18 protein-coding genes are annotated in these 22,974 nt (G+C 68.8%); 5 read left to right on the top strand and 13 right to left on the bottom strand.

All coding sequences use genetic code 11. The features are described from left to right. Nucleotides 1-91 precede the first annotated feature (91 nt). Entirely contained in the window at nt 92-763 is a 672-nt protein-coding gene (locus ACFFGN_RS23255) for a transglycosylase family protein (RefSeq protein WP_380051230.1), read from the bottom strand. A 695-nt stretch (nt 764-1,458) separates the two neighbouring features. Here ACFFGN_RS23255 and ACFFGN_RS23250 point away from each other — a divergent pair. Next, nucleotides 1,459-2,022, top strand: a complete 564-nt coding sequence (locus ACFFGN_RS23250) for a response regulator transcription factor (RefSeq protein WP_380051228.1) — start codon at nt 1,459-1,461, stop codon at nt 2,020-2,022. Here ACFFGN_RS23250 and ACFFGN_RS23245 read toward each other — a convergent pair. The 7 genes from ACFFGN_RS23245 to ACFFGN_RS23215 all read right to left on the bottom strand — a co-directional run bounded on the left by ACFFGN_RS23245 (nt 2,001) and on the right by ACFFGN_RS23215 (nt 12,949). Further along, complete coding sequence (locus tag ACFFGN_RS23245; protein WP_380051226.1) at nt 2,001-3,692, bottom strand: ATP-binding cassette domain-containing protein; 1,692 nt, start codon at nt 3,690-3,692, stop codon at nt 2,001-2,003. The genes ACFFGN_RS23250 and ACFFGN_RS23245 overlap by 22 nt on opposite strands. Beyond that, nucleotides 3,689-5,299 carry an ABC transporter ATP-binding protein gene (locus ACFFGN_RS23240; RefSeq protein WP_380051224.1) on the bottom strand — a complete coding sequence of 537 codons (1,611 nt, stop codon included), beginning with the start codon at nt 5,297-5,299 and terminating at the stop codon, nt 3,689-3,691. The genes ACFFGN_RS23245 and ACFFGN_RS23240 overlap by 4 nt, the downstream gene beginning before the upstream one ends. After that, entirely contained in the window at nt 5,299-7,245 is a 1,947-nt protein-coding gene (locus ACFFGN_RS23235; protein ID WP_380051222.1) for a prolyl oligopeptidase family serine peptidase, read from the bottom strand. Before ACFFGN_RS23235 ends, ACFFGN_RS23240 begins: the two co-directional genes overlap by 1 nt. Before the next feature lie 85 nt (nt 7,246-7,330). Further along, nucleotides 7,331-7,462, bottom strand: coding sequence for a SapB/AmfS family lanthipeptide (locus tag ACFFGN_RS23230; RefSeq protein WP_380051220.1), 132 nt, complete (start codon nt 7,460-7,462; stop codon nt 7,331-7,333). 3 nt (nt 7,463-7,465) lie between these two features. Beyond that, on the bottom strand, nt 7,466-9,994 hold the full coding sequence (gene lanKC / locus ACFFGN_RS23225; protein WP_380051218.1) for a class III lanthionine synthetase LanKC: 2,529 nt from the start codon (nt 9,992-9,994) through the stop codon (nt 7,466-7,468). Between the two features lie 1,107 nt (nt 9,995-11,101). Then, complete coding sequence (locus ACFFGN_RS23220; protein WP_380051216.1) at nt 11,102-11,962, bottom strand: catalase family protein; 861 nt, start codon at nt 11,960-11,962, stop codon at nt 11,102-11,104. A gap of 141 nt (nt 11,963-12,103) precedes the next feature. After that, entirely contained in the window at nt 12,104-12,949 is an 846-nt protein-coding gene (locus tag ACFFGN_RS23215) for a class I SAM-dependent methyltransferase (protein ID WP_380051214.1), read from the bottom strand. A gap of 71 nt (nt 12,950-13,020) precedes the next feature. On the opposite strand from ACFFGN_RS23215, the gene ACFFGN_RS23210 reads away from it, so the two are divergent. Continuing rightward, entirely contained in the window at nt 13,021-13,440 is a 420-nt protein-coding gene (locus tag ACFFGN_RS23210; protein ID WP_380051212.1) for a LysR family transcriptional regulator, read from the top strand. A 164-nt stretch (nt 13,441-13,604) separates the two neighbouring features. Beyond that, nucleotides 13,605-14,078 carry a LysR substrate-binding domain-containing protein gene (locus ACFFGN_RS23205; protein WP_380051687.1) on the top strand — a complete coding sequence of 158 codons (474 nt, stop codon included), beginning with the start codon at nt 13,605-13,607 and terminating at the stop codon, nt 14,076-14,078. Here the strand turns inward: ACFFGN_RS23205 and ACFFGN_RS23200 are convergent. The 4 genes from ACFFGN_RS23200 to ACFFGN_RS23185 are packed head-to-tail and all read right to left on the bottom strand — an operon-like array spanning nt 14,044 to nt 17,081. Continuing rightward, nucleotides 14,044-15,093, bottom strand: a complete 1,050-nt coding sequence (locus ACFFGN_RS23200; protein ID WP_380051210.1) for an ABC transporter ATP-binding protein — start codon at nt 15,091-15,093, stop codon at nt 14,044-14,046. The genes ACFFGN_RS23205 and ACFFGN_RS23200 overlap by 35 nt on opposite strands. Next, a complete protein-coding gene (gene modB, locus ACFFGN_RS23195) occupies nt 15,090-15,902 on the bottom strand; it encodes a molybdate ABC transporter permease subunit (RefSeq protein WP_380051208.1) in 813 nt (270 codons plus the stop codon). The genes ACFFGN_RS23200 and modB overlap by 4 nt, the downstream gene beginning before the upstream one ends. Beyond that, nucleotides 15,899-16,639, bottom strand: coding sequence for a molybdate ABC transporter substrate-binding protein (modA, locus tag ACFFGN_RS23190; protein ID WP_380051206.1), 741 nt, complete (start codon nt 16,637-16,639; stop codon nt 15,899-15,901). The genes modB and modA overlap by 4 nt, the downstream gene beginning before the upstream one ends. 49 nt (nt 16,640-16,688) lie before the next feature. After that, nucleotides 16,689-17,081 carry a TOBE domain-containing protein gene (locus ACFFGN_RS23185; protein WP_380051204.1) on the bottom strand — a complete coding sequence of 131 codons (393 nt, stop codon included), beginning with the start codon at nt 17,079-17,081 and terminating at the stop codon, nt 16,689-16,691. Between the two features lie 274 nt (nt 17,082-17,355). Between ACFFGN_RS23185 and ACFFGN_RS23180 the strand changes: the two genes are divergently transcribed. Continuing rightward, a complete protein-coding gene (locus ACFFGN_RS23180) occupies nt 17,356-19,281 on the top strand; it encodes an acyl-CoA dehydrogenase family protein (RefSeq protein WP_380051202.1) in 1,926 nt (641 codons plus the stop codon). Nucleotides 19,282-19,377: 96 nt separating this feature from the next. Further along, nucleotides 19,378-19,998, top strand: coding sequence for a hypothetical protein (locus ACFFGN_RS23175; protein WP_380051200.1), 621 nt, complete (start codon nt 19,378-19,380; stop codon nt 19,996-19,998). A gap of 395 nt (nt 19,999-20,393) precedes the next feature. Here ACFFGN_RS23175 and ACFFGN_RS23170 read toward each other — a convergent pair whose 3' ends face one another. After that, on the bottom strand, nt 20,394-22,943 hold the full coding sequence (locus ACFFGN_RS23170; protein WP_380051198.1) for a bifunctional FO biosynthesis protein CofGH: 2,550 nt from the start codon (nt 22,941-22,943) through the stop codon (nt 20,394-20,396). Between the last annotated feature and the right edge of the window lie 31 nt (nt 22,944-22,974).

Here is a 22,974-nt window from a genome sequence, read left to right as displayed (position 1 = left end):
GACACTAGGGGCCGAAACGTCCACGAGCCCCGGCATTGGGGGCCGGGGCTCGTGGGCTGAGGGGTTTTGCTGGTCCGAGGACCGGGTGCGACTACCGCAGGAAGCGGCCGCAGACGGGCCAAGGCTGGCTGCCGCGCTGCGCGTACAGCTTCTTGGCTCGCATGTACTGCTCGGCAGCCGAGGCGTGCGCGGGGTTGCCGGAGCCACCCACACTGCGCCAGGTCTGCTTGTCGAACTGGAAAAGACCGTAGTAACCGGCGGGGTTGACCGCGCGGGGGTTCATGCTGGACTCGCAGTTGGCGACCTTGCGCCAAGCGGCGGTCATCTCGGCGCTGCCGCCGGTGTTGTCCGAACGGTTCTCCGAGCGGTCCCGCGACCGGCTCGTGCGCTCGGTCGTGCGCTTGCGCTCGGCACGCTGCTTCGTGGAGGTGCGCTCCGTCGAGCGCTTCTTGACGATCCGCTCGGACTTCTTCGTGCTCGGCCGAACCGGCGTCGAGGCACGCTTGCTGCCGTCCAGGGTGAGCTGCTGGCCGATCAGAATCAGGTCCGGGTCGGCGAGCTTGTTGACCCGGGCCAGTTCCTGCCAGTCGAGCCCCTGCTGGGCGGCGATCTCCGACAGGGTGTCACCCGGCTTCACGGTGTAGTCGGCCGCGAAGGCGGCTCCGGCTCCGGTGGCGGTGAGACCGGCGCCAAGGCCGGCGATGGACAGGGTCCGCACCACTCGGCGGGTACGCCGGGGCCGGGCATGACGTGCTTTGGACATGGTGTTTCTGCTCCTCACGAGCTGGTTTAGGCAGACGTCTTCCAGCCCGGCCGATACAGCCTTGTGCGCACTTTCCCGAGATCCCGCGAAATCCGCGCGAAAATGCGGCGGAGACGGGACGAAGGTGGTCGTCACCTGGGTGCGTGGGGCTCGGATCGTCGGCGGTTTCCCCAACGGAACCGGCCGTACCGGGCTACGCATTCTGGTGAGGTACCACTCCCTTCCGAACCACAGGGGAAATTGCACCGGAACGAACTCCCGGTGATCACGTAACGGTAACGACGCGACCGACACATCGTGCGCGACGAATCGCCTGAAAACAAGTCGTGCGTGATCTTGATCGCACCAAATTCCAGTCAAGGAACGCAAAGTGATCGATTTCCAGTGCGCTGTGAAGGAACGTTTCACGGTCTGCGATCGGGCCGGCACGGTCGGGGCTGCACTCCGCAACGTTGTGATCCGGCTCCGAGTGTGGCGTCGCTCGGAATGGGTACCGGGCTCGACCGACCGGAGGGCGGCCCGGTTGGCGGTTACGGAGCGGTGACGATCGTTAACACAAGATCACACTGACGGTGACTGATTTGAGATAGGTCCGGTACTATGAGTAACTGGCGGTCTCGAAATCAGGTGACTTGAGTCGCCAGGGGGGCGGGGGCGGGGTGATCCGGGTAGCGATCGGGCACCGAGGCAATCTGGTGCGAGGCGCACTGGCCGCGGTGCTCTCCAGAGAGACGGACCTGACCGTGGTGGCGGAGCTCGAGCGCGCCGATGACGTGCTGACCAGCAACCGCGGTCCACATGTGGTGATTCTCGATCCGCTGCTGCCGGGTGACATCGGCATCGAGGAGCTGTGCCGGCGATTGGCCGGCCCGGGGGTACTGATTCTGCTCGAGCGCGATGAGGCGTCGAGCCCGCTGGCCCTGGCTCTGCTCCGGCAAGCGCCCAGAGTGGGTCTGCTGGCGACGGACGCGACGCCGGACGACCTGGTCGAGGCCGTTCGGCAGGTGGCGACGGGCAAGCCGGTGCTCGATATCGAGCTGGCGATGGCCGCGCTGCGAGCCGGTGACAACCCGCTCACCGACCGCGAGGCCGAGGTGCTGCGCATGGTCCGGACCGGTGCCACCGCGCCGGAGATCGCCCGGGCCCTCTGTCTCAGCGCCGGCACGGTGCGCAACTACCTGTCCCGGATCCTGTCGAAGACCGGCGCGCGCAGCCGGATCGACGCGATCCGCAAGGCTCAGGACGCGGGCTGGATCTGATCGCCGTCCTGCCAGTGCCCGACCAGCTCGCGGTACAGCTGCGACTCACGCAGCAGGCCCTGGTGCGTACCGACAGCGGGGTGACGCCCGTCCAGCACGAGCACCCGGCGGGCCCGGAGCGCGGAACTGACCCGGTGGGCGATCACCACCAGGCTGCCCTGGCGCGCCGCGAAGGCCTCCTCAGCCTGTCGTTCGGCCTCTGGATCGAGGTGACAGGTGGCCTCATCGAGAATGACCAGTGGTGCCGGTGACAGGTATGCCCTGGTCAACGCGATGAGCTGGCGTTCGCCGGGGGAGAGCGGGCCGGGACGGACCCGCGCGGCGAGCCCGCCCAGGCGTCGTACCAGGGCGGTGGCGCCGACAGCCTCGATGGCGGCCTCGACCTCGGCCAGGGTGGCGGAGCGGTGCAGGTAGGTCAGGTTGTCGAGCACCGTGCCGGAGAAGACGTACGCCTCCTGGGGGATCAGCACGCGCGTCTTTGGACCGGCCTGTACGGCGGGTACGCCGCCGAGCTGGATCCGGCCGCCGGTCGGTGGCAGCAGCCCGCAGATCAGGGCGGCGAGGGTGGATTTGCCGATGCCACTCGGGCCGACGACGGCCAGGTGGTCGTTTTCCGGAATGACCAGGTCGAGCTTGTCCAGCACCGGTTCGGCCTCCGGGCCGTAGGCGAACGACACCTTGCTGAGGCGCACGACGTGCCCGCGAGGCGGCTCGTGCGCGGGTTCTTCCGCGGACGGGGTGGCGCTGGTGTCGAGGATGCGGCCGAGCGTTACGACGTACCGCAGGCCGCTGTCGCCGAGGGCCGACAGCATCGTGCCGAGGGCCGGCTGCAGTCCGAGCAGTACGTAGGTCAGTCCGCCCAGCAGGGTGCCCGTGCTGACGCCGCGATCGATCAGCCAGGGCGCCGCCCCCAGTAGGACGAGCAGGGGCAGCCAGCCGCCGACGGCGAAGCAGAGCGTGCGCAGGGCGGCGACCTTGGCGAGGTTCCGTTCGGCCCGGGCGTGTGCCTCGATCGGCAGGCCGACCAGACCGGCGGCGTAGTCCCCGGCGCCGGCTGCCGTCACGTCCCGAATGCCCGCGAAGGTCATGCCCGCGGTCACCGCGAGGTCCTCGTCGGCCCGGATGGAGGCCCTGATCCGGCCGGCGGCGAGGCCGAGAATGGCCAGCGACAACCCGAAGCCGAGCAAGAACGGTGGCAGCACGAACACCGCGATGACCGGCGCGAGCGACAGGAGACCGGTCACGACGCCAGTGACCGTCACCAGGAAGTTCCGCACCACGAGAATCAGCCCGGCGTAGGTATCGCGGACCAGCTCGACCTGCCGGTTGAGCCGGGCCACCGCGCCGTCGTCCCGCGCGCCGCGAATGCCGTTGGCAAGCGCGCCGTCGACCACTCGCTGGACCAGCGTGTCGCGGAACGGTTCGACCAGCTCGCCGAGTCGCCGGTAAACCTGGCTGGCGCCGATCGCCCCAAGGCCCGCGGCAGCGATCAGGCCGCCCAGCCAGGCGAGGCCGAGCGTCGTACGGCCGGCGAGGAAGGCGTCCGTGGCGTGGGCGACGGCCAGGCCGAAGAACAGCGTGGGCAGCACCTCGGGCACCGACCAGGCCGCGAGTACCGCGGTCGGGCGGCGGCGCATCGCCCGGAGTCCGAAGGTCAGTTCCCGGTTCACCGGAAGGCCTTTCGATAGGCCGGGTCCTGCCACAACCGCTCGTGCGGGGCGAATCCGCGCACCCGGCCGCGGTGCAACCACAGCACCAGGTCCGCCCGGGCGGCGGTGGCGGCGCGATGCGTCACCACCAGCTTGGTACGACGTGCCGGGTCGTTCGCAAGGGCCTGGTTGATCTTGAGTTCGGTGGCGGTGTCGAGGCTCGAGGTGGCGTCGTCCAGGACCAGCAGGCGCTCGGCCCGCCAGGCCCGGGCCAGCCCGAGTCGTTGCCGTTCACCTCCAGACATAGGTGCTTCCAGCAACGGAGTTCCGTACCCGGCGGGCAGCCGGCTGATGAAGTCGTGGGCCCGGGTCGCGTGCGTGGCGGCGAGAGTCCGCACCGGATTGACGGACCCCGAGGAGATCGCCTCACCTACCGTCGCACCAACCAGCGTAGGCCGCTCGAAAGCGCAGCCCACGGCGGCGCGCAAAGCCTGGGAACTCAACGCCTGCAGGGGAATTCCGTCCAGCAGGATCTGTCCTTCCTTCGGATCACGCAGTCGTGCGGCCAGCTCGGCGAACACGGATTTGCCCGCGCCACCGGATCCAACCACCGCCACGGTCGAGCCGCCCTGGATCTCCAGCTCGATCCGCAGCCCCTCCGCCGCCACCTTGTCGAACGTCAGCCGGCCCGGTCCCGGCGGCAGTGAAAGCGTGCCATGGGCAACAGGTTCGATACCGAGATCAATGCGACGCAAACCCGCCTTGGCCCGGGCCAGCTCACCGAGTACGCCGGTCAGACTGCCAAGGCCCGCGCCGAGTACGGCGTACTGCGCGGCGGCGAACAGGTCGCCCGGGGTGATTCGCCCAGCGGCAAGTTGCAGCCCACCGACGGCCAGCACGGACACGAGCACGAGCGGCCCGACGACGGCGGCCTGGGCGCCGGACCGGGCCAGCACGCGCCACGTTTCCAGGCCCTGGCGATGCAACTCGGGCAGTAAATAGAGGACGCGGCGCTTCTCGGCCGAGGCCGTGCCCGCGGCGGCGATCGTCCGGATACCCGCGAGGGCCTCGGTCAGTACGGAGGCGATCCGGCCCTGGGTCTCGGCGTAGGCGAGGCTGACCGCCGCCGTCCGGCGCGCGAACAGCCACAGCACCGCGATGACCAGCAGAACACCGATGAAGAAGGCCGCCGCCAGCCAAGGATCGATCAGCGCCAGCAGCACGAGACTGCCCGCGGGCGGAATGGCCGCCGCGAACGCCGTCACCTTGGCGGGACCGGCGCGGGCGGCGTCGACGGCGCTGCCCGAGACCCGGCTGACCAGGTCGCCGGTGTCGTGCTCGCGCACCCCGTCGGGACCACCCGCCAGAACGCGTCGTACCAGCTGGTGGCGCAGGCGGGCCGCCGTACCGGCGACGGCTGCGGTGGTGGCGAAGGAGTCCACCAGGTCGCAGGCGATACCGAGCAGGACCAGACCGCCCGCGATCGTCAGCCAGGTGGCGATGTTGTCCTTGGCAACGATCGTGTCGACGGTTCGGCCCAGTACGGACGGCAGCGCCAGTGCCACCCCGCTGCCGAGCAGGGCGGTGAGTCCGATCAGCGGCAGCCAGCCGCGGCCGTGCCCGGGCATCAGGTCAGCCCGGTATGGGCGCCGAGAAACGCCAGCATGTCCGCCGCCAAGCCGACGCCGCGGCTGACCGCGCCACCGGCGTGACCGGTTCCGCTCTCGGCCCGGAGCAGAATCGGCCGCGAGCTGCTGGTGGCCTCCTGAAGCGCCGCGCACATCTTCCGAGCATGCATCGGATCGACCCGGGTGTCACCTTCGAACACGGTGAACAGCACGGCCGGATAGGCAGTGCCCGCAGCAACCCGGTGGTACGGCGAGTAGGCCAGCAGGTGCGCGAACTGCGCGGGATCGCCGGCGGTGCCGTATTCCGGGACCCACGACGGCCCAAGGCCGGACAGCTCGTAGCGCAGCATGTCGAGTACCGGCGCCGAGCACACCGCCGCCGCGAACAGGTCCGGCCGTTGCGTGATCGCCGCGCCGACGAGCAGACCACCGTTCGACTCACCGCACAACGCGAGCTGCCGCGAGGTTGTCCAGCCTTCGTTGATCAGGGTCTTGGCCGCCGCGAGGAAGTCGTCGATGACGTTCTGCTTGTGCTCGCGAGTGCCCGCCTGATGCCACTGCTCGCCCTCTTCGCCCCCGCCACGCAGGTTGGCCGTCACGAACACCCCGCCGGCCTCCACCCAGGCCAGGGTGAAGGCCGAGTACGACGGAGTCAGCGACAGCCCGAATCCGCCGTACCCGTAGAGGATCGTCGGTCTCGGCTCGGTTCCCGGCTTGGCCAGCACCACCATCCGGACGGTGGTCCCGTCCTTCGAGGTGAACGAGATCTGGTGGGACTCGACCCCCTCGATCGGACTGGGGGTGCCGTCCCACAGCTCGACCACGCCCGAGCGAGCGTCGTACCGGTAGACGGCACCCGGCGTGACGCTGTCGGTATAGCTGAACCAGGCCTCGCACCCACCCGACGGCCGGGTGGTGAGCCCGCCGACCGAGCCGAGCCCCGGCAACGGCACCTCGCCGAGACGCTTGCCGGTCTCCCGATCATGTATGCCGAGTTCGCTCAGCGCATGCCGGCTCCGCCCGACCAGTAGTACGTCGTCGAGCACGGCCAATTCGGTCAACGGCGCGCCGGGCTCTTCCGCGATCAACTCCTGCCAGTGCTCCGGCTCAGGGTGGAACGGGTTGCCGACGCAAACCCGCCCGCTCGGCGCGTCCTGCGTAGTGGCGACGTACAACCGGCCGTCCGGGCCGACCGTCATCGCGCTGACCGCGTCCACGCCGACCTGTACGGCGCGAAGGTGATGTCCCGGCTCGGCCAGATCCACCAGCCACAGGTCGTTGCGCGAACCCAGGGCGGCCGAAATCGTCAGCCACCGGCCATCCGAACTGATCTCCAGCCCGTACGACGCCTCGGTGGCACAGACGATCAAGTCGTCGCGCTCGCCGAGGTGGTGCAGCCGGACCTGGCGGGCCCGCACGAAGTAGAAGGCGCGACTGTCCGGCAGCCAGGCGACAGGGGAGTAGCGGCAGTCGTCGATCGGCTCGTCGGCCGGTTCACCGCTGGTGACGTCGAGCATGTGCAGGGTGGATCGCTCGTCGCCGCCGCAGGAGATCTGGTAGGCCAGCAACAACCCGTTCGGCGAAGGCGTCCAGTGGTCCAAGGTGGTCTGTCCGCTGGGATCCAGGTGCATCGGATCGACCAGCGCCCGTTCGACCCCCGCGTGTACGACGTACAGCACCGGGTGGTCCTGGCCCGCGCGGCGGCGCAGGAAGAAGTGCCGATCTCCGCGCCAGACCGGCGGCGAGACCATGCCGGTGCGGGTGCGTGCGGCGACCTTGGCCCGGAACGAGTACCGCCCGGGCAGTTTCGCGGCGTACGCGCGCCAGCGTTCGTCCTGGTCGGCCTGCCAGGCGGCGGTATCGGGATCGCGAGGATCTTCGAGCCATCGGTACGGGTCCGCGACGGCATGACCGTGCAGCACCTCGACGACATCGGATCGCCTCACCGGCCGGCCTCCGGGGTCTGGACGTGGGAGCGGTCCTGGGCGGGGATGAGGTGTCCCGCCCAGGACCTCACTGGATCCGGATGGATCAGTGGCAGAGCACGAGGCTCAGGTTGCTCGGGCGTCCCGAAGCACAACCAAGCACGGTCAGGGTGCTACCACCACCGCCGCCTCCACCACCGGTCGGGGCCTGAAGGCCCTGCAGGTCGAGAAGTGCCATTGTCTACACCTCCTTCGATTCCTTTTTGGGCTCGGATCGCTGGGGTGATCCGAGGTACGGAAGGCCGACCGGCTGCGGGTGCAGCGCGGAGCCCATGGCCAGCAAGACGCCGGCCGAACCGGTCGCCAGATCCATTGACAGGCGTAGGAGCTGGTTACCGGGGAATGTGAGGCCCGCGTCGGCCGGCATCGCGTGCCAGCCGAGACCGCGGACGAGTTGGTCCTTCGCTTGCTGGTCGGTTGCCGCCAGCAAGATTCCGGCGCGGCCCATGAACAGGCCGGGCTGCACGAAGAACTCGCTGTGGGTGACCTTACGCAGGGCGTCCCGCGCGGCGGCCAGTTCGTCGTCGGCCCGATGCCGCAGGTACTGGTCGATGACCAGGCTGATACCGGCCGAACCTTCTTCCAGATAAGGCAGCAACCGCCAGCCCTGGTTGACCTGCAACATGCCGGCGGCATCCGTCGTGCAGCGGCGAAGGTCCTGTTGCAGTGCGATCTTGGCGAGATCGAGCAAGCCGGAGTCGCCGAGCCGCTCGTAGGCGTGAATGAAGAGCAAGGCCGGGCCGGACGAGCCGAACAGCAGCCCGGCGCGCGGATTGCCCTCGCCGCTGAGTTCGGGAACGTCGTCCGGTCCACCAAGCCGATCCGCGACCTGGTCGAGCACTCGCAGTGCCGCCGCCTCGCCGGTGTCGCCGGCGAAGTGCAGCAGGTTGAGGCCGATACCGGCCAGGCCGGAATGCAGCCCGAGCTCCAGTTCGGTTTGTGGCTCAAGGCAATGTCCGACCAGCGCCAGGGCCCGCTCCCGATGCCCGAGCTGGTCGAGCACATACGCCACCCCGTGCAGGCCGTCGTACAGGCCCGGGCCGACCTCGATCGAGGCCAGCGTGCGCTGCCAGAGCCACTCCTCGTACTCAGGGAACTGCCCCGCCCCGGTGCGGGCCAGCGCGTAGAGCACCCCGGCCGCGCCGTACGAGAGGTTGATGCCGCCGCCCGGCTCGAACTGGGCGATATCGCCGGGGAACAAGCGGTCCTCGCGTTCGGGGGTCGCACTGGCCACGATGGCCTTCGCGATCGCGGTCCGGACGACGGGCCAGTCGGTCAGCTCCGGCATCGGCTCGGCCGGCACGTGCCCGGCGATGGTCTGCACGGCCTGGTCGATTGTTGCCCTGGGCACCGGAAACGCCTCAGTGATCAGGTCGGCCAGGTGGTGGGCCTTGGCCGGGTTGAGCTGCAGCAGCATGGTGGTCTGCGGCGCGAACATGCCGAGCACCAGACAGGCCAGCGCATATCGGTCGACGTCCACGCCCTGGCGATCGCCCGGCGCGGCGTAGCCCGGATGTGCGAGCACCGAACGGGCCCGCTCGGTGACCAGGGTCGCGACCTCGAAGTCGATCAGCACCATGCGATCGCCGTGCCCGATCAGCACGTTGTCCGGATGCAGGTCGTTGAAGACCACGCCACGCTCGTGCAACGCCCCGACGGCCCGGGTGACCTGGCCGATCATGCCGAGCGCCCAGTCGACGTACTCCGCGCGCTCTTCGTCGGTCACGTCCGGCCGGGTCAGCGGATATTTATTGACGATCAAACGCTGAAGCGGATTCGCGTCGACGAATTCCTGCACGAGGAAGTGGTGGTCCCCGAGCGTGAAGTAGTCGTGCAGCGCCGGCACGACGTCGAGGCCGGCCAGCCGTTCGAGCATGTCCCGCTCATGGGCGATCCGGGCCACGGCATCCCGGCTGGCGACGTCCAGCCCGGCGAGCGGACGGCCCTCCTTGAGAACGACCCGCTCCTTCGACTCCAGGTGATGGCCGAGGTAGACGCCGCCACCGTTCGAGAACTGGATCACGCTCTCGATCGCGTAGGCCAGTTCGTTCGTGGTGACGGAGTTGCGGGCCTCGAGATGTGGTTCCAGGAACGAGGGCAGCGACACCCAGGCCGGTACGGCGAAGATCGGGCCGCGCACGTCCGGAACCAGCCGGCCTTCGCTGTCTTCCAGCGCGAGCACGCGTTCGCCGGTGTCGTTGAGGCAGTACCGGGTGGCGAAACCGCCGTACCGCACGAACAGCGGGCCCTTGCCGAAGCGCAGGTCGCTGAGAATGTACGGGCCGTCGATACCGTCGAGCAGGTCGTCGAGCTCCTTCAGCACCAGTTCGAGCTGGGCCTCGTCAGCCGGGTAGATCGTGACGAGCTTGCCGCTCGAACCACGCGCCGCCGACTTCGAGTTCAGCATCACCATCACCGGCTCGTTGCGCAGGAACTTGAAGGCGATACCTCGCGGCACGCAGTAGTCCCAGACGACGGCCAGCGTGCGCTCGGCGTCGGCCAGGCACGACGAGACGTGGATCTTCCAGCCCTGCGGCGGCAGTTCCAGCCCGGCGGGGGCGTAGTTCATCCACACCTCGCCGGCGTGATGCTCCCAGCCGGCCGGAACCGGCAGCGTGCTCTGGGGAAAGTCGGGATGCTCGGCGCCACGGTTCACCGGGGAGTCGTAGAAGCGCCGATCGGCCAGACAGTAGAGCTCGTACTGCGCCATTCCCGCACCCCCTTGCTCGTCGGTGATGCGGACATCTTGTGTCGTTCCAACGAGTCGCTGTAGTGCCGGGCGTCACCACTGCCATATGAGGAATTCACACCCTACGGGTGGGTACGTCATGTTGCCCGATGTCACCAAACGGTCGCTTATGGTGATCAAACGATCACTTGGGGCCCCGAATCGATCACCTGCCGGAGCGGTTCTGCATGCGGTGGTCAGCGGGCGCCCGTCCCCCGAGCGGTCGCGATTGTCAGGTCGGTTCGGGCCGCGTCAAGGGTTGGAATCACCTGCGGTGACGCTGCGCGCCCTTGACCCGACCCGAACCGACCAAGGCGGCCGGCTATCAGCGGGACGGGCGAGGTATAGCCGTTCGCCCGAGTGGTTCCCGCACCTTGCCCGAGTGGTTCCGTCCGTTGCGCGCCGAGTCTGGCCGGGTGGCGCGCGCACCCTTTCCCTCACGGTCGGACGCGAAATGCGGGCTTCGCCGTGGTCGGACGCGGGATGCGGGCTTCGCCACGGTCGGACGTGGAGTGCGGGCTTTCCCATGGTCGGACGTGGAGTGCGGGCTTTCCCATGGTCGGACGTGGAGTGCGGGCTTTGCCACGGTCGGACGTGGAATGCGGCGATCGAGACGGGTCGGCTGCGGGATGCGGGCTCTCCCATGGTCGGACGTGGAGTGCGGGCTTTGCCGTGGTCGGACGTGGAGTGCGGGCTTTGCCACGGTCGGACGCGGGATGCGGCGATCGAGACGGGTCGGCTGCCGGGTTTTCGTACGACTACCTGGCTGCAACCGGGTAGTGGCCCAACAACTCGGTAGCGGCCCTGCAACAACCCGGCATCCGCGCAACAACCCGGCATCCGCGCAACAACCCGGCATCCGCGCAACAACCCGGCATCCGCGCAACAACCCGGCAGCCGGACCCAGCTCGTCGCGGCGAGCCGGGCCCAGACGCCTCCGCGCCCTGATCGCCTGGGGACGCGGGGTTGACCGGCGAAATCGGGGCTCGACTCGTCAAATCTCGAACGTCAACCCCCCAACTCGCAGGTCAACTCCCGCGATTCCGGGCGATTGGTTATCGGTGGGTCAGGTTTGGGGGCAACCTTCGATTACTTGGCGGCGCGGTTTTGCTGGCTCGCGAAGTAGGCCACCTTGCGGGCTCGCATGACCTCTCCGAGCGGGCGGTGCTCGACCAGCGCGTTCCACGGATCGAAGCGGGCGGCCTCGACCTCGGCGTCGAAGGCGTCGTCCCGCTGCTGCGCCGGAATGTTGAGCCGGGCAACCGTCAGGTACGGCGTCGGCCAGTCGACGGAGGCGTCCTCGATCGGCGTGCTGGCCTCGTCGGTGAAGAACTGGAGCTGGACCTCGTGGCTGAGCGGCAGTCGCGCGTACACGTCGGCGGCCCAGTCCTCGTTCGCCTCGGGCCGGGGCTGATCGGAGGCCTTCAAGACTCTGACCCGAACGGCGTACGGGCCGCAGGCGATCGGGGCCGCGCTGTGGAAGTCGTGCGTCGCGAACCCGTCGAACGGCGCCTTCAACGCACCCGCGACCGCCACGACCTTCGGCACCAGCCGTGGTTCGCGGACAACGCGTCGCAGGATCTCGCCCGGACCGCTCGCGCCGGCGGTGACCACCTTGGTGAAGACGTCACTGGTTGGCGAACTGAACTTCGAGTGATTGATCAGCGCGAAGTCCTGCGACGGCGCCGTGCCACCGAGCGCGCCCCGGCCGGTCACCCCGAGCACCTTGATCGAAAAGCCCCGGATATCCGGCACTTTGTCCGGCGCCGAGTTGAACCCGCCGTTCGACAGCCGAACCCACGCGTCGTACTTCTGCGGTACGCCGAACAGCCCGTGCCGCGCCTCGGCCGGCAGCTCCGGCAACACCTCGAACGTGGCCCGCAGACCCGTCAGCTGTTTGCGATGCAACGCGCGCCCGGTCCCGTACTTCTCGTTCTTCCGATTCTGCATCGCCACGAACTGTGCGGCCTGCTGTTCGTGCCGTGCCGCCTCATCGCTCCCGACAACTTCCCGCCACTCGGTGCTCGGCTCCATCAGCTTTCCCATCCGTCGTCGAACCCCCATCCGATCGTAGGCGCCCACTCGCCACGCTCAGATGGGGGTCACCGCGAGGGCGATGGCGTCGTTGGCGCGGCGCCAGATGATGTCGGCGTGGGCGTAGCCGGCGCGGCGGAGCTGGTCGAGGTGCCAGTCGGCTGGTTGGAGTAGGTCGCCGATCCAGTGGGAGAGCCTGCGCCGGCGTTCTTCCCAGAGGCCGGCATAGTCGGGCTGGGCGTAGGCGCGGTGGTACCAGTCGTCGCAGGATTCGGCGCCGTGGGTGAAAGCGTCGCACAGGCGCTGGGCGTGTAGGTCGTCGGCGGCTTGGCGTAGTACCGGGTCGGCCAGGGGCATGTGGTCGGCGTTCGCGAATACGCCGCCAGGGCGGAGCAGCCGGGCGGCGCCCGCGTAGACCCAGGCCAGCGCCTCGGGCGGCAGCCAGTGCATCGCCGTCGACGTCAGTACCGCGTCGAAGCCGGCCCCGCGCCCGCCAGCAAGCCCGCCATGAAGCCCGCGCTGAAGCCCGTCCCGGAGCCCGCCCTCAAGCCTGCCCTGGCGTCCGACTGCGCCGGCCTTGTCGCGCAGCTTCTCGTGCCAGTGCGGATCGAACAGCTGGATCTCGCGGACGTCCACGCGGGGGTCACCTTCGAAGGCGGTGCGGGCCAGGTCGAGCAGTAGCGGGTCGATGTCGATGGCAACGACCTCGGCGAAGGGGAAGCGCTGCAGTACCCGGCGGGTGATCGAGCCAGGGCCGCAGGCGAGGTCGAGGACGCGGGCCGGACGTCCGGCGAGCTGCTCGACGTGGTCCAGCATCAGCTGGAAGCGCAGCTCGCGGTCAGGCGCGTGAATGGATTGCTGGGATTCCCAGCTGCCGCGCAGTTCTTCGGAGAGTGTGGTCATGATGTTCACAGTCGGGCCGAGGTGGGTCCGGCGTCCAAGACACATTCCCGCTAGCGCCACAGGATCTGGTTATGGATGTCGATCTGCGGTTGGTCCGGTACTTCCTGGTGATGGCCGAAGAACTGCACTTCACGGCTGCGGCCCGCCGGTTGTACGTGTCCCAGCCCGCGCTGAGCAACCAGATCCGCCGGCTGGAGGCCCAGCTCGGCTTTCCGCTGTTCGACCGTACGTCGCGGGGCGTGGCCTTGACCGCCGAAGGCGCGGCGTTCGTTCCGCACGCGCAGGAGGCCCTCGCGGCGATTCGTGCGGGGATCGCGGACGCGGCCGCAGCGGGTGGACGGAGCGACCTGCTGCGCATCGACGTGCTGGAGTCGGCCCTCGCCACCCCGCAGGCGGTATTGACCCGGCTGCGCGAGCGGTTCCCCGCGATGCGGCTGGAGGTGAGCAGTCGCGGTAGCGCCGAGCAGGACCGTCGCCTCCTAGTGTCCTGAGTCGGAAGTTCGTGCACATCTCCGGCGCCCAGGCACGCACCTCGCGGCGTTGGAGAAGCGGCCACGATGCTAGAGCATCGCGACCGCTTCTCCGCCTTGCGATGCACGCACCTGGACACCGGAGCTGAAGCACGAACTTCCGACTCAGGACACTAGCGGGCGAGCTGGACCTTGGCCTGTGCGGATCCACCGCGGCTCGTTCGGAAGGCCTGGACCAGGCCGTCGTACAGCGCGAGCCGCTTGGTGTCGCCGTACCGGTCGGGCATCGGTTGGCCGCGGCCGAGGCGGTTTGGTTGAAGGAGTTGGCCGGGGAGTCGCACTACCTGCCGCGGGACGACTTTGCGCCGGAGTGGAACGCGCTGGTGGTCGCGCGGTGCCAGGCAGCCGGTTTCGACCCGCGGCGGCATCCGGCGAGTACGGACGGTACGGGCGCCGCGCTGGAGTTGGTCCGCGCGGGCGAATGCGTCGCACTCGGGTTGTTGTCGACGCCTTGCCCGGATGGCGTGGTGGTTCAGCCTTTGCGCGACGACGTTCCGCCGTACGAGTGGGTGGTCCGCTGGCGCGAACCCGGCACGCAGCGGACTCGCGAGGTGGTGGAGGCGCTCAGCTCGGATACGTCTGGATCTCCGTCGCTTTGAGCGTGGCCCAGAGAGCTTGGCCTGGTTGCAGCCGGAGGTCCGCCACGGCGGCCGGGGTCACGTCCGCGAGCAGCGTGGGTGGCCCGTCGAGCCGGACCCGGACGGTATGAGCGTGCTGCTCGACCGTGCTGACGGTGACCGGCCAGGTGTTTCGGGGACTGCCCGAGGGCCGTTCGGCGTACAGACTGATCGCCGTCGGTGGAAACGCGACGTGCACCGGGCCGAGGGCCGGTTCGGCGATCGTGAGGCTGCCGCCGTCCGCGAGGGCGACCGTGGTTCCGTCGGCACTGCCGCGATAGAGGTTGAGCCCGACGAGCTGGGCCACGTAGTCGGTCCGCGGTCGCCGGGCGATCTCCCCGGGCGGCCCGTCCTGCACCACTCGGCCGTTCTCGATGATGACGAGCCGGTCGGCCAGCACCATCGCGTCCAGCGGATCGTGGGTGACCAGTAACGTCCGGCCCTCGAACCGCGCGAGGTGCTGACCGAGTTCGGCCCGGACGCGCAGGGTGGTCCCGGCGTCGAGGGCCGCGAGTGGCTCGTCCAGTAGGAGCAGCTCGGGCCTGGTTGCGAGCGCCCGGGCCAACGCCACTCGCTGGGCCTGGCCGCCGGAAAGCGAGCGCGGTCGCTGGCGCGCGTACTCCGTGAGGCCCATCGTGTCGAGCCAGCGCGAGGCCTCCGCACGGGCAGTGGTCCGGTCGGTACCGCGGGCGCGCAGGCCGAAGGCGACGTTCTCCAACGCGGAAAGGTGGCTGAACAACAAGTAGTCCTGGAAAACCACCCCGAGTGGGCGTTTGTCGGCGGGCCGGAAGATCTTGGGTGGTTCGTCCCACACATCGTCGTCGAGCCGGATTCGACCACGGGACAACGGCAACAACCCCGCCAGCGCCCGGACCGCAGTGGTCTTACCGGCGCCGTTCGGCCCCAACAGCGCGACCACCTCGCCGGGTGCGATGGCCAGCTCGAGGTCGAGTTCGAAGGAGCCCCGGGTGATCCGCAGTTTGGCGTCGAGCGTCATCGCAGCCCGCCGATCCAGCGTTCGCGCAGGCAGGCCAGCACGATCACCGAAACCGCGAGCAGTACGACGCTGAGCACGATCGCCACGTCCGGATCCGTTTCCAGCGCCAGGTAGACGGCCAGTGGCATCGTCGTCGTACGCCCGGGCAGATTGCCCGCGAAGGTGATCGTGGCCCCGAACTCCCCGAGCGCGCGAGCCCAGCACAGTACCGCGCCCGCGACCACACCCGGCGCGATCGACGGCAGGGTCACCCGGCGAAACGTCAGCCATCGCGAGGCCCCAAGCGTCGCGGCAGCCTCCTCGTACCGGCGATCGGCCGCGCGCAACGCGCCTTCCACCGCGATCACCAGGAACGGCATGGCCACAAAGGCCTCCGCGACGATCACCCCGGCCGTTGTGAAGGGCAACGAATACCCGAACCACAGGTCGATCCGCTCACCGATCAGCCCGCGCCGCCCGAGCACCAGCAACAACGCCACCCCGCCAACCACGGGTGGCAATACCAACGGGACCGTCACCAAGGCCCGTACGACGCCACGCCCGGGCAGATCCGCCCGCGCCAACACCCAGGCGAGCGGTACGCCGAGCACCAGGCAGATCAGCGTCGCCGCGGACGCGCACAGCAGCGATAACCTCAGGGCCTGTCCGACCTCCACGCTGAACAGGCGTTCCGGTAATGTCGACCAAGGGGCCTCAAGCAACAAACCAAGCAGCGGTACGACGAGAAAGGCCAGTCCGAGCAACGCCGGAACGACCAAGATCAAGGGCAATCGGCCGCCCGTCCGGCGTCGTACCGCGTCGGCTTTCATGGGACTTCGAAACCGGCCGCAGTCAGCACCTGCCGGCCACGATCCGATCGGACCAGGTCCACAAACGCCTTCGCGCCGGTCGCGTTGGGCGCTTCGCGAAGCGCGGCGATCGGGTAGTCGTTGACAGCCTGATCCGCCTCGGCGAACGCGATGCCCTCAACCTCGCCCGCGGCGGCCTTCACATCCGTGCGATAGACCAGCGCGGCATCGACCTCGCCCAGGCGGACCTTGGTCAGCGCGGCCTTCACGTCTTGTTCCAGGCTGTCGGGCTGGGCCTCGATTCCGGCCGATTCGAAGACCTTGGCCGCGGCAGCGCCGCACGGCACCTGCTCGGCGCACAACGCGATCTTGTTGCCCGGCTTCGCGAAGTCGGCCAGGCCGGTCACCTTGGCCGGATTGCCTTTGGGTACGGCGATCTCCAGCTTGTTACGCGCGAAGGTGACGGGCGATACCGCGTCGGTTACCTGGCTCAGGTTCTTCGGCGCGGCCGAGGCGAAAACGTCCGCCGGAGCACCCGAGGTGATCTGCTTTGCGAGGGCGGAACTACCCGCGAAGTTGAAGCTGACCTTCACCCCGGGATGCGCCGCCTCGAAGTCCTTACCGAGCTGGGTGAACGTCCCGCTCAACGAGGCGGCCGCGAATACCGTCACCGTGCCGGACAGGCCGTCGCCGCTCGCCTTCACCTCGCCCCCGCAGGCCGTCGCCACGAGCGCGACTGTCGCCGTCAACAGCCCCACGCCCGTACGCCGTCGGGCAGGTTGCCGAGCCGGGGTGATCGCGGTCACGTCAGGCCTCCGGGATCTCGACGACGACGTGGGTGGACTTGATCGACGCGACTGCCAGGCTGCCCGGCTCCAGGCCGAGCTCGTCGGCGGCCTCCCGGCTCATCAGCGACACCACCCGGAACGGCCCGGCCTGCAGTTCGACCTGGGCCATCACGCCGTCCTTGACCACGCGGGTGACGATGCCGCGCAGCCGGTTCCGGGCGCTCGCCTTGTTCGCGCCGGACTCGGGATTGTCGGCCAGTTCCTGCGCGAACGCGGCCAGCGCCTTGCCTTCGATCGCCATCCGCCCCTGCGCGGTGACCGACGGCAACCGGCCCTGATCGATCCACCGCCGCACGGTGTCATCGCTGACTCCGAGCAGAGAAGCAGCCTCGCTGATCCGCAAATTCGGCACAATCACCACCTTACCTCCGCATCTGCGGTGCCACCCCTGCACTCCTCGGCCGCACCCGCCTGCTCGCCGGGCCGGCCCGAGCCCGGTGCCTCATTCCGAGGGTCGACCGTCGGAATCGGGGGTAGACCCGTCAGATTTGGCGCGTCGCCCCCCGGCTTCAAAGGTCGGCCCGGCAACCAGATGCGGGAGAAGCCGAGCCCGGGCACGCGGAACCGCGCGGCGCGATAGCTGTACGGGACCACTCGCGGGAGAGGGGACCGGCTAGTTTGGGCACATGGGCGATTCGGGGCTGCGGGACTATCTGGATGGGCCGTACAAGGCGGCGCGGGATCAGGCGCGAGTGGGGCTGGCGGAACACGCCGCCCTGCTGAGCGAGGCGCTGGAGTTACCGCGCGAGGCGTACCGCGACCGGGTGCTGGAGGTGCTGCGGTCCGCGACGGCCGACGGGCAGACGGCCCAGGGCTTTCCGAAGGAGTTCGGCGGCGGGGGTGATCTCGGCGGGTTCATCGCCGGGTTCGAGACCCTCGCGTACGGCGATCTGTCGCTGCTGATCAAGGCGGGCGTGCAGTTCGGCCTGTTCGCCGGCGCCATCCTGCATCTCGGCACCACCCGCCACCACGAGGCGTACCTGCCCGACGCGCTGAACGCCCACCTGCTCGGCTGCTTCGCGATGACCGAGACGGGCCACGGTTCGAACGTGCAGGCCCTGCGCACCACCGCGACGTACGACGCCGAGGCGGGCGAGTTCATCGTGCACACGCCGGACGTGCACGCGCGCAAGGACTACATCGGCAACGCGGCCCGTCACGGCCGGATGGCGGCGGTCTTCGCGCAGCTGATCGTCGGCGGCGAAACCCATGGTGTGCACTGCCTGCTGGTCCCGATCCGCGACGCGGACGGCGATGCGATGCCCGGCGTGACGATCGGCGACTGCGGCCAGAAGCTCGGCCTGAACGGCGTGGACAACGGGCGGCTCACGTTCGACCACGTGCGCGTACCGCGGGAGGCGCTGCTCGACCGGTATGCCCAGGTGGATGCCGACGGCAACTACCACAGCGAGATCGAGAATCCCGATCGCCGGTTCTTCACCATGCTCGGCACGTTGGTCCAGGGCCGGGTCTCCGTTGGTGGCGCGGGAATCAACGCCAGCAAGGTGGCCCTCACGCTTGCCGTTCGGTATGGCTCGCAGCGGCGGCAGTTCGGTGCGCCGGGTGCTGCCGACGAGGCCTTGCTGCTGGACTACCGGATGCACCAGCGCCGGTTGTTGCCGCTGCTCGCCCGTACGTACGCTCTGCACTTCGCCCAGGCCGAGCTGGTCGGCGAGTTCGTGCGGATCTTTGGCGCCGATGAACCCGACACGGTCAGCGAGCACGATCGCCGCGCGCTGGAGGCCCAGGCCGCCGAGCTCAAGGCCCTCGGCACGTGGCACGCGACCGAGACGATCCAGACCTGCCGCGAGGCCTGCGGTGGCGCCGGCTATCTGGCCGAGAACCGGTTCGCCACGTTGAAGGCCGACACGGATGTGTTCACCACCTTCGAGGGCGACAACACGGTCCTGCTGCAGCTGGTCGCGAAGGGCCTGCTGACGGGGTACCGCGAATCCTTCGGCAAGCTCGATCCGCTTGGAGTTGCGAAGTTCGTGACGGCCCAGGCGGTCGAGATCGCGGTGGAGAAGACGGCCGTGCGCCAGCTGATCGAGCGCCTGCGCGACGCCGTACCGAACCGGGCCGACGACAATGACAGCGATGCGGGTCTACGCGACGACACGTACCACGACGGCATGCTGCGGTTCCGCGAACAGCACATGCTCGCCGGAGTGGCCCGTCGGTTGAAGCGCGGTATCGACGATGGGATCGAGCCGTTCGAGGTGTTCAACCGGTGCCAGGATCACGTCATCGCCGCCGGCCGGGCGCATGTCGAGCGGATCGTGCTGGAGGCGTTCGTCACCGCCGTGCAGCGCTCGCCCGAAGGCCCGGTGCGGGAGACCCTGAAGCTGCTGTACGACCTGCACGCGCTTGTCACCATCGAGAACGAGCGAGCCTGGTACATCGAGCACGGCCGCCTGTCCGGAGCCCGTTCGAAGGCCATCACGTCGCTGGTGAACGAGCTCGCGGCGCTGGTCCGGCCCGAGGCCCTCGAGCTGGTTGAGGCGTTCGGTATCCCCGAGGCGTTGGTCGACGTACCGATGCTGGCGCACTGACCGCGACCCGCGTCCGGAGCGCCGCGGCACAGACCTGGTGGGCCGACGGCGGACCGGGTGCGGCGAGCCGGTGGGGTGAGGTTGTAGCGTCGTCGTATGAGTGAGCCGAGGGAGGCCGCATCGGCCGCCGTTGCCGCCCGGGAACTGGCGAGGATCCTGATCGAGCAGGCCGACGCGCTGGACCTGCATGATCTGCGCGCGACGGTCGCGATCGAGCAGGTGCGGGTGCAGGCCCGCGTGCTCGCGGACGCCGTACATGAGCGCGGCTGGGGTGACCTGTTCCTCGGCATCGACTCCTACGAGCCGGGCGACTTCGACGACCCGACGCTGACGCCGGACGACTTCGAGGAGCCGGAGGACTATCGCGAGTTCGCCGCCGGTGATCTCGACGACGATCTGCCGGACCTGCCGCTGGTGCCCGAGCACGGCATGCGGCTGTCGTACCAGGCTCGTTACGACTTCGTGGTGACCGATCCCGAGGCCTTCGTGGCGTATGCGCAGCAGCTGGCCGAGAGCGCGAACAACGATGACGTGGTGCACGAGATCCACGATGTCGTGTCCGCGTTCGAGCTGGTCGGCTTCCTGCACGGCATCGGTTCGCGCGATTACGACGAGGTCGGGCTGACGCCGGCCGGTGGCGAGGAGTCACACAAAGTGGTCGATTTCTCGCTCTGGGATCTTGATCCGACTCGGCGGGACGACACTTTCCCTTACTAAGAGTGCCGGTTCTTAACGCTGCGGTCCGGACATAGCAAATAGTCACCGAATGACTGCATTTAGTCATTGATCAAATCCATGCAAATGTTTGATCCGCACCATCGCGGGGAAGCGGCCGCGCATGGAAGTCTTTCGTTGTCGGCGACGGACGGGTCGCCGGCCCGGCCTCCCGCTCCAGGCGTTGCGGGAAGCCACCAGCTACAAAAGGGCTCGTTTCCAGCCCATGTTGTCGTGGTCGCGGTCGCCGGTGAGGTGGTGACCGCCACCACGACACAGCTGTTTCTGGGCCTATTCGGCCATTCTCTTGAGCGTTCATTCGCCGCAAGCGCCTTCTGGCCGCCGCGAACCCGTGCAGATTCGCGATAGTTCGCCGGCGCTTTGCGACGAATGAACGCTCAGGCCAGTTCGAGCAGGCCGGCCGGGCGGGTTGGGACCTCGCCGTAGGTGGTGGTGCGCTGCCGCGCCGGACGACCGGCGGCGGTGGCCATCCGGGTCAGCTCCTCGACGGACTTGCGCGACCCGTGCTGCGAACCGGCCATCCGGCTGATGGTCTCCTCCATCAAGGTGCCGCCGATGTCGTTGACGCCACCGTTCAGCACGGCGACACAACCCTCCTCGCCGAGCTTCACCCACGAGCACTGGATGTTGTCGATCCGCCCGTGCAGCATGATCCGCGCCATCGCGTGCACGGCCCGGTTCTCGTCGTACGTCGGACCCGGCCGCGCCACGCCCGCCAGGTAGATCGGCGAGTTGGTGTGAATGAACGGCAGCAGTACGAACTCGGTGAAACCACCCGTTTCGTCCTGGACCGCCGTGATCGTGCGCAGATGCTGGACCCAGTGATGTGGCGAGTCCACGTGGCCGTACATCATCGTCGAACTCGACGGCAGGCCGACCTTGTGCGCGGTGCTGACGATCTCGATCCAGCTTGCCGTCGGCAACTTTCCCTTGGTCAGGATCCAGCGCACGTCGTCGTCGAGAATCTCCGCCGCGGTTCCCGGAATGCTGTCCAGCCCGGCCTCCTTGACCGAGATCAGGAACTCCTCCACCGACAGGCCGGTCCGGACCGTACCGTTCACGATCTCCATCGGTGAGAAGGCGTGCACGTGCATCTGCGGTACCCGCTGCTTCACCGCCCGGACCAGGTCCGCGTACGCCGTACCGGGCAGATCCGGGTGGATGCCGCCCTGCATGCAGACCTCGGTCGCACCGATCACCCAGGCCTCTTCGGCCCGCTGGGCGACCTCGTCCATAGACAGCGAGTACGCGTCGGCGTCGGTCCGCCGCTGGGCGAACGCGCAGAACCGGCAGCCGGTGTAGCAGACGTTGGTGAAGTTGATGTTGCGGTTCACCACGTACGTCACGTCATCGCCGACGACCTGTTTGCGCAGGTCGTCCGCGATCTTCGCGAGGTGGTCCAGCGCCGGGCCCGTGGCGGTCATCAACGTGAGGGCCTGGTTGTCGGTCAGCCCGGCCGGATCGCGTTCGGCGGCCGCGAGGGCCTCCTTCACGTCTCCGTCGATCCGCTCCGGCGCGGCCCGGTTCGCGACGTCCTCGCGCAGTACGTCCCAGTCGCCGTACGCCGCGTCGAAGTCGGACCGCGTCTCGGTACGACGTCCCTCGGTGTCGATCGCCGTGTGCAGGTCGGTCCGGCCCACGCTGTCCCAACCACCGTCGGGCTCCTGCCACGGCAGGCCCTTCGGGTACGCGTCCTCGTTGGCCAGACCGGTTTCGGGATCGGCCAACGCCTCGACGTGCTTGATCAGGCGCGGGTCGAGCCAGGGCTCGCGCAAGTACTCGGGATGAGCCGTTAGCCGTTCTTTCAGCGTGAAACCAGCGTCGGCGGTGAGCTTCGCCAGGTCGTCGATCTGCGGCCAGGGCCGTTCGGGATTGACGTGATCCGGCGTCAGCGGCGAAACCCCGCCGAAGTCGTCCACGCCCGCGTCGAGCAACAACCGGCACTCGGCCAGATCGACCAGGTTCGGCGGGGCCTGCACGCGCATCCGCGATCCCAGCACGATCCGGGTGACGGCGATCGCGGCGAGCCACTGCTCCAGCGGAACGTCGTCGTCATTGCGCATCGCGGTATCCGGCTTCACCCGGAACCCCTGGATGATCACCTCCTGGATACCGCCGTACTGGCGGGCGATCCGGCGCAACGCGAAGATCGAGTCGGCCCGTTCGGCCAGGTTCTCGCCGATTCCGATCAGCAGGCCCGTCGTGAACGGCACGTTCGACCGGCCGGCGTCTTCGAGTACCCGCAGCCGGATCGCCGGGTCCTTGTCGGGGGAGCCGTAGTGCGGCTGGCCCTTCTCCTCGAACAACCGCCGCGAGGTGGTCTCCAGCATCACGCCCATACTCGGCGCGACCGGCTTCAGCCGCTGCAGGTCCTGCCACGACATCACGCCGGGGTTGAGGTGCGGCAGCAGGCCCGTCTCCTCGAGCACCCGAATGGCCATTGCGCGCACGTAGTCCAGGGTGGAGTCGTACCCGGCCTCGTCGAGCCAGGTCCGCGCCGCCTCCCACCGGTCCTCCGGCGCGTCCCCGAGGGTGAAGAGCGCCTCCTTACAACCGAGGGCGGCACCCTGGCGGGCGATCTCCAGCACCTCGTCGGGACTGAGGTACGGCGCGTGCACCCGGCCGGGCGTGGTCGCGAAAGTGCAGTAGTGGCACCGATCGCGGCATAGCCGGGTCAACGGGATGAAGACCTTCTTGGAGTACGTGATGATGCCGGGGCGTCCCGCGTTCTCCAGGCCTTGATCCCGGACCCGGGCGGCCGTCGCCATCAGAGTGGTCAAAGCCTCGCCGGTGGCCGTGAGCAGTACCTCGACCTCGGCCGGGTCGAGCGTCTTGCCGTCGTCGGCGCGTTTCAGCGCCCGGCGCATCGCCGTACTGATGGGGGTGGACTGTGGAGCCGGGCCGGTCTGCTCTACGTGATCCGTCACGAACCTGAGCCTATGCCGGACCTATGCACAC

This window comes from Kribbella deserti (genome assembly GCF_042434725.1).
Taxonomy (GTDB): Bacteria; Actinomycetota; Actinomycetes; order Propionibacteriales; family Kribbellaceae; genus Kribbella; species Kribbella deserti.
This window is presented reverse-complemented; position numbering and strand designations above follow the sequence as displayed.

Coding starts and splice junctions, on each gene's coding strand:
- ACFFGN_RS23255 (WP_380051230.1), bottom strand. CDS start 763: ATGTCCAAAGCACGTCATGCCCGGCCCCGGCGTACCCGCCGAGTGGTG.
- ACFFGN_RS23240 (WP_380051224.1), bottom strand. CDS start 5,299: ATGCCCGGGCACGGCCGCGGCTGGCTGCCGCTGATCGGACTCACCGCC.
- ACFFGN_RS23230 (WP_380051220.1), bottom strand. CDS start 7,462: ATGGCACTTCTCGACCTGCAGGGCCTTCAGGCCCCGACCGGTGGTGGA.
- lanKC (WP_380051218.1), bottom strand. CDS start 9,994: ATGGCGCAGTACGAGCTCTACTGTCTGGCCGATCGGCGCTTCTACGAC.
- ACFFGN_RS23220 (WP_380051216.1), bottom strand. CDS start 11,962: ATGCAGAATCGGAAGAACGAGAAGTACGGGACCGGGCGCGCGTTGCAT.
- ACFFGN_RS23215 (WP_380051214.1), bottom strand. CDS start 12,949: ATGACCACACTCTCCGAAGAACTGCGCGGCAGCTGGGAATCCCAGCAA.
- ACFFGN_RS23210 (WP_380051212.1), top strand. CDS start 13,021: ATGGATGTCGATCTGCGGTTGGTCCGGTACTTCCTGGTGATGGCCGAA.
- ACFFGN_RS23200 (WP_380051210.1), bottom strand. CDS start 15,093: ATGACGCTCGACGCCAAACTGCGGATCACCCGGGGCTCCTTCGAACTC.
- modB (WP_380051208.1), bottom strand. CDS start 15,902: ATGAAAGCCGACGCGGTACGACGCCGGACGGGCGGCCGATTGCCCTTG.
- ACFFGN_RS23180 (WP_380051202.1), top strand. CDS start 17,356: ATGGGCGATTCGGGGCTGCGGGACTATCTGGATGGGCCGTACAAGGCG.
- ACFFGN_RS23175 (WP_380051200.1), top strand. CDS start 19,378: ATGAGTGAGCCGAGGGAGGCCGCATCGGCCGCCGTTGCCGCCCGGGAA.